Source organism: Streptomyces sp. NPDC060198 (assembly GCF_042728415.1).
Lineage (GTDB): Bacteria > Actinomycetota > Actinomycetes > Streptomycetales > Streptomycetaceae > Streptomyces.
This window is the reverse complement of sequence record NZ_JBHWZJ010000429.1, coordinates 1-5,432: the sequence shown is the minus strand read 5'-3', so window position 1 is coordinate 5,432 and position 5,432 is coordinate 1. Positions and strand designations below refer to the sequence as shown.

Genomic DNA, 5,432 nt, shown 5'->3' with positions numbered 1-5,432 from the left:
GTTCCACCCCGCCCGACCCGGTGGCGGCCGAGTGTCACTCGGCCGCCACCGGCGTTTCCGCAGGCACGCGGTGTGTTCGGGGGCTCCTCCGGCACGACACCGTCCGGCGAGGCGAAGGCGCGGGACGCGCCCCGGGTGGCGCTTTTGGTGCGCCGGAGCACGCCCCCGCATGTGCGCTGCGTGCGCGGGGAGAAGGGCTTGCCCATCCATGGCCATAAGTCAGCAGCTTTACCCAAAGCCATTCCATCGGGTGACGGCTGAGCCATCCGGATGACGCCCGAGAAACCCCCAACTAGGGTGCGGCGCAAGGATTCCGGCACTTGGCCCACTGGCATTGCGATGTCCGAGGGCGGTGCCACAGTGGGGGAGTGAGCAACACCGTCGCGGGGGCAGAGGGGGTGACTTCCGGTCGTGTCCGGTACGGAGACTGGTGAGGACCTGGGCATGCGGGCCGCCCGGGCGCGGGCCCTCGCGCTGCTGCGCATCCGCAGCCGTGCGGTGGCGCTGGCGATCCTGCCCGCGGCGGTGGCCGTGGTCATGATCGCCGCCACCGCGCAGGGGCATCTGGCCGGTGTCGGCTGGAACACCGCCCGCTGGGTGGTGGGCGCGACGGCTGTCGTCTTCCTGCTGCTGGCCGCAGGTGTCGCCGTCACCGTCGCGCGGGCCAGGCCGGCGCTCAGCCCGACCGTCGCGGTGCACGAGAAGTCGGCCCCCGATCTCTACCGGCTCGTGCGGGAGCTGGCCGACCGCATGGGCGTGCCCGCGCCCTCGGCGATAGCGCTCACCCCCGACTGCGACAGCTGGCTGGAGGACCGCACCCATCCGACGGCGCGGAGCGGGGAAGCCGCCGAGGCCGAGGAGCGTGGCGGTGAGCGGCGCGACCGCGAGCGGGCGGCGCCGGTGCTGGTCATCGGGTCGCCGTTCCTGTGGTGGATGCGCGTCGGTGAGCTGCGCGCGGTACTCGCCCCCGTGGTCGCCGGTACGGGCCTGGCCGCGCACCCCGACATAGCCGCCGCCCGGAGATTCGTCCGCGGTCTGGACGGCGTCGTCGCGGACGCGGGGTCCCCCCGAGCCGGGTCCGCGCGGTCAAACGTTTCGCCCTCCGGCGTGTTCGTCCGGCTGCCGCGCGCCTTCACCGGCTGGGCGGCCCGGCTGATGCTCCGCAGCTGTCGCGGGCACGCCGCCGAGATGGAGCGGTGCGTCGCGCTCTCCGCCTCGCTGCGTGCCCAGGGCGTCGACTACGGCGTGCGGGCCACCGCCCAGGAGCAGGTCGGCCTCGTCTACGCGGGCTGGGACCGGTTGCTGACCCGTGTCGCGCTGCCCGCCTGGCGGATGGGCAGGTGGCCGGCGCGGCTGGACGCGGGGGTGGTGTCCGCGCTCACCGAGCTGTCCCGGCGCGACCGGCTCGCGGAGGGGTTCGCCGCGCGCCTGGGCGAGCGCCCCGCCTGCGATCTCCTCGAAGAGCCCGGTCTCGCCGACGAGGCCGCTTCGCTGCTCGCCGCGCGGCTCTTCCACGGCGGCCCGGCCCGGGGCGGCGAGTGGTCGCCGGTCGACTGGCAGCGGTACCCGGAGGAGGTCGTCGACCGGAAGTGGCGCACGGAGGCGGCCCGGCTGCACGGCGTCATGGACTCCCTCGGCGCGGATTCCCCCGGTACGGACCTGTCCGGCGCGAACCTGTCCGGCACGGCGGCCCCCGGTTCCGGCTCCCCCGCGGGAGGTCCGGGAGCGGCCGCGTCCCCTCCCACCGGGCCCACCGCCGCGCGTCCCTCGGCCGTCCGTACCGCCGACGCCGGAGCGCCGACACTGGCCCGGGTCATCGACCACCTCGCGGCGCGGGGCGGCGGCGAGGAGCTCGCGGCCGCCGTGGGGGCCGCCGTCGCCCGCGAGGAGGCCGCTGAGGCCACCGCGCGCGCCGGGACGTCCGCCACCGGGTCGGCGAACGGTGAGACGGACGGCACGGCGGCCGGCGGGCGCGGCCCGGCCGTGGATCCGCTCGACCTCTGGGGCCCCGGCCCGCTCCCGCTCTTCCCGCTCCAGCCGCCCCGTACGGGCACGGAGCTGCTCGCCGACCACGTCACGGCCATGGTCTGCTGCGCGGCCGTGGACACGGCGGGCGCGGCGCCCGGCCTGGACTGGCTGGACGGCCCGGCCCTGCTGGTCGACGGGGCGCGCCGGACGGATCTGGGCACTCCGGTGCTCAGCCTGGTGGAGGACGGCGACGCGGAGCCGCTGCGCTCCTGGCTCTCCGAGCTGGGCATCCGGGAGGACAAGCCGGTCCGCCTCGTCTGACTCCCGGCCGACTCCTGCCCGGCCTCCGGCCCGATGTGCCGCGTCGGCTGCGCCCCGCCCCGCTCAGGCATCGGAGCCCGGCGCTCGGGCCGGTCCGTGCGCCCTATCCGGACCCAACACGCCCCCCGGATACGGAAATGTGTCCCAGTCCGCCGCAACGGGCCCTCCGTATACGGAAATATGGCACCGTGTACGCAATCGGTCCGCGCACGCGGTGCCGGAAAGGCCCTGTCCCGCGCCCCGCGCACGCGCCGTCGCCCGGCGCGCACCGCCGTGCGCGCGCTGGTGCGGACCCCGGTGCGGGCCCAATACCCGGAAGGCTAGGTTCCGTTCACGTCAATTCACGACGAACGGTGACGAGCCGCATGCGTTATGTGATGTGCTGGGATCAGTCCTGACACAGGGCGCACCACAGTGGTACGGGGGACGTGAGGGAGGGGCCGATCATGGGGGCGGAGCACAGTCGCCGGTGGGAGTCGGGTGCCCTCGCGCACGCGGTGAGCGATCCGTTCGGGCAGGGGCCGTTGCCCTGGCTGCGCGGGAGCGAGAACTACTTGAACGACACGGGGCAGGTCGTCCCCTGGTACGCCGACCCCGATCTGGGGCGCAGTGGCGGCGGCCCGCGTACGGCCGATGACGTGCACCGACAGGTGAAGGGTTTCGCGTCGCCCGGGGCGGCGGCGCCGGGGGAGGCCATCGACTTCCACATCACGGTCGACCCGCCGCAGCAGTTCTACGTCGACATCTACCGCATCGGCCACTACGGCGGCGACGGCGCCCGGAAGATCACCACCAGCCCGCGCCAGTCGGGCATCGTGCAACCGCCCCCGCTCGCCGCCGACAAGACTGTTTCCTGCCACCATTGGTGGCTTTCCTGGCGGCTCCAGATCCCGGCCCACTGGGGGGTGGGCGCCTATGTCGCGGTGCTGACCACCGTCGACGGACACCGTTCGCACGTCCCGTTCACGGTCCGGGACGACCACCCGGCCGATCTGCTGCTGCTGCTCCCGGACATCACCTGGCAGGCGTACAACCTCTACCCCGAGGACGGCCGGACGGGCGCCAGTCTCTACCACGCGTGGGACGAGAAGGGCGGGCTGCTGGGCGAGGAGGAGGCGGCGGTCACGGTCTCCTTCGACCGCCCGTACGCGGGCGCCGGGCTGCCGCTCCACGTCGGTCACGCCTACGACTTCATCCGCTGGGCCGAGCGGTACGACTACAGCCTCGCCTACGCGGACGCCCGTGATCTGCACGCCGGCCGCGTCGACCCGGGCCGCTACCGGGGCCTGGTCTTCCCCGGCCACGACGAATACTGGTCCGTCCCGATGCGGCGCACCGCGGAGCTGGCGCGGGACACCGGGACCTCGCTGGTCTTCCTCTCGGCCAACACCATGTACTGGCAGGTGTCCCTCGCGGCGTCCCCGTCCGGGGTGCCCGACCGCCTGCTCACCTGCCGCAAACGGCAGGGGCCGGGGAAGCCCGCGTTGTGGCGGGAGGTCGACAAACCGGAGCAGCAGCTGCTCGGCATCCAGTACGCGGGCCGGGTGCCCGAGCCCTCGCCGCTCATCGTGCGCAACGCCGACCACTGGCTCTGGCGGGACACCGGGGCGGGGGAGGGAGACGAGATCGCCGGCCTGGTGGCGGGCGAGGCCGACCGGTACTACCCGCGCACCGCGTTGCCGGAGCACGAGCAGCGCATCCTGCTCGCGCATTCGCCGTACGAGGACTCCGAGGGAGCCCGGCGCTACCAGGAGACCTCGCTCTACCAGGCGCCTTCCGGTGCTCTCGTCTTCGCCTCCGGCACGTTCGCCTGGTCGCCGGCGCTGGACCGGCCGGGGCACACCGACGAACGCATCCAGCGGGCCACGGCCAATCTGCTGGACCGGATCTGCAAGCGTGACTGAGCCCGACCGGGCGCGGTCGGGTGCGACTGAACCCGACTGAGCCCGACCGGGCGGTCCCGCCCGGTGCCCGACCCCACCGGACCGCCCCACGCGGCGAGCCGGTACCGGCATACGGGACAATCGGATCCGCGACCCTTGGATCAACCTACGCGGAGGCAGCGTGTCCGGTTTCGTAGAAAAGCCCGAGCCCGTTCAGGTGCCGGGCCTCACCCACCTGCACACCGGCAAGGTGCGTGAGCTGTACCGGAACGAGGCCGGCGACCTGGTGATGGTCGCCAGCGACCGCATCTCCGCGTACGACTGGGTGCTGCCGACGGAGATCCCGGACAAGGGGCGGGTGCTGACCGCCCTGTCGCTCTGGTGGTTCGACCAGCTCGGCGACCTGGTGCCCAACCACGTGATCTCCACCGAGGTGCCGGCCGGCGCCCCCGCCGACTGGGAGGGCCGCACGACGATCTGCCGTTCGCTGCGGATGGTCCCGGTCGAGTGCGTGGCGCGCGGCTATCTGACCGGCTCCGGTCTCCTCGAGTACGACGACTCGCGCACGGTCTGCGGCATCGGCCTCCCCGAGGGGCTCGTCGACGGCTCCGAGCTGCCGGGTCCGATCTTCACCCCGGCGACGAAGGCCGCCGTGGGCGACCACGACGAGAACGTCAGCTACGAGGAGGTCGCGCACACCGTCGGCGTGGAGACGGCCACCCTGCTGCGGCAGACGACGCTCGACGTGTACCGGCGGGCCCGGGACATCGCGCACGGACGCGGGCTCATCCTGGCCGACACCAAGTTCGAGTTCGGCTTCGCGCCCGGTGCGGACGGTGTGGACGAGCTGGTCATCGGCGACGAGGTGCTGACCCCGGACTCCTCGCGTTTCTGGCCGGTGGCCGAGTGGGAGCCGGGCCACGCCCAGCCTTCGTTCGACAAGCAGTTCGTCCGCGACTGGCTGACCTCGCCGGCCTCCGGCTGGGACCGCAAGAGCGAGACCCCGCCGCCCGCGCTGCCCGGGGAAGTCGTGGACGCCACCCGCGCCAAGTACATCGAGGCGTACGAGCGGCTCACCGGCCTCAGCTGGAAGTAGCCCGGCCCTCGCGCCGCGGCCCTGCGTCAGCGCCGGCCCCGCCCGCTCCGCCACCGCTGCCGCCGCCCCGACACGGAGGGGCGGCGGCAGCAGCGTTCCGCGGTGGGGGAGGGGTACGGCTCCGAGGGGCCGCCGGGTACGGAGAAGGCCCCGGTCCTGGGGAC

3 protein-coding genes are annotated in these 5,432 nt (G+C 73.9%); all 3 read left to right on the top strand.

The features are described 5' to 3' along the window. Window positions 1–411: 411 nt before the first annotated feature. The gene (locus ACFWEP_RS30930; protein ID WP_387375051.1) at window positions 412–2,289 is read left to right on the top strand and encodes a hypothetical protein; all 1,878 of its coding nucleotides are present in this window, start codon (window positions 412–414) and stop codon (window positions 2,287–2,289) included. 446 nt (window positions 2,290–2,735) lie between these two features. Beyond that, window positions 2,736–4,193 (top strand): N,N-dimethylformamidase beta subunit family domain-containing protein, encoded by a 1,458-nt coding sequence (locus tag ACFWEP_RS30925; protein ID WP_387375049.1) that lies wholly within the window; start codon window positions 2,736–2,738, stop codon window positions 4,191–4,193. Between the two features lie 160 nt (window positions 4,194–4,353). After that, a complete protein-coding gene (locus tag ACFWEP_RS30920; protein WP_387375047.1) occupies window positions 4,354–5,268 on the top strand; it encodes a phosphoribosylaminoimidazolesuccinocarboxamide synthase in 915 nt (304 codons plus the stop codon). Window positions 5,269–5,432: the final 164 nt, after the last annotated feature.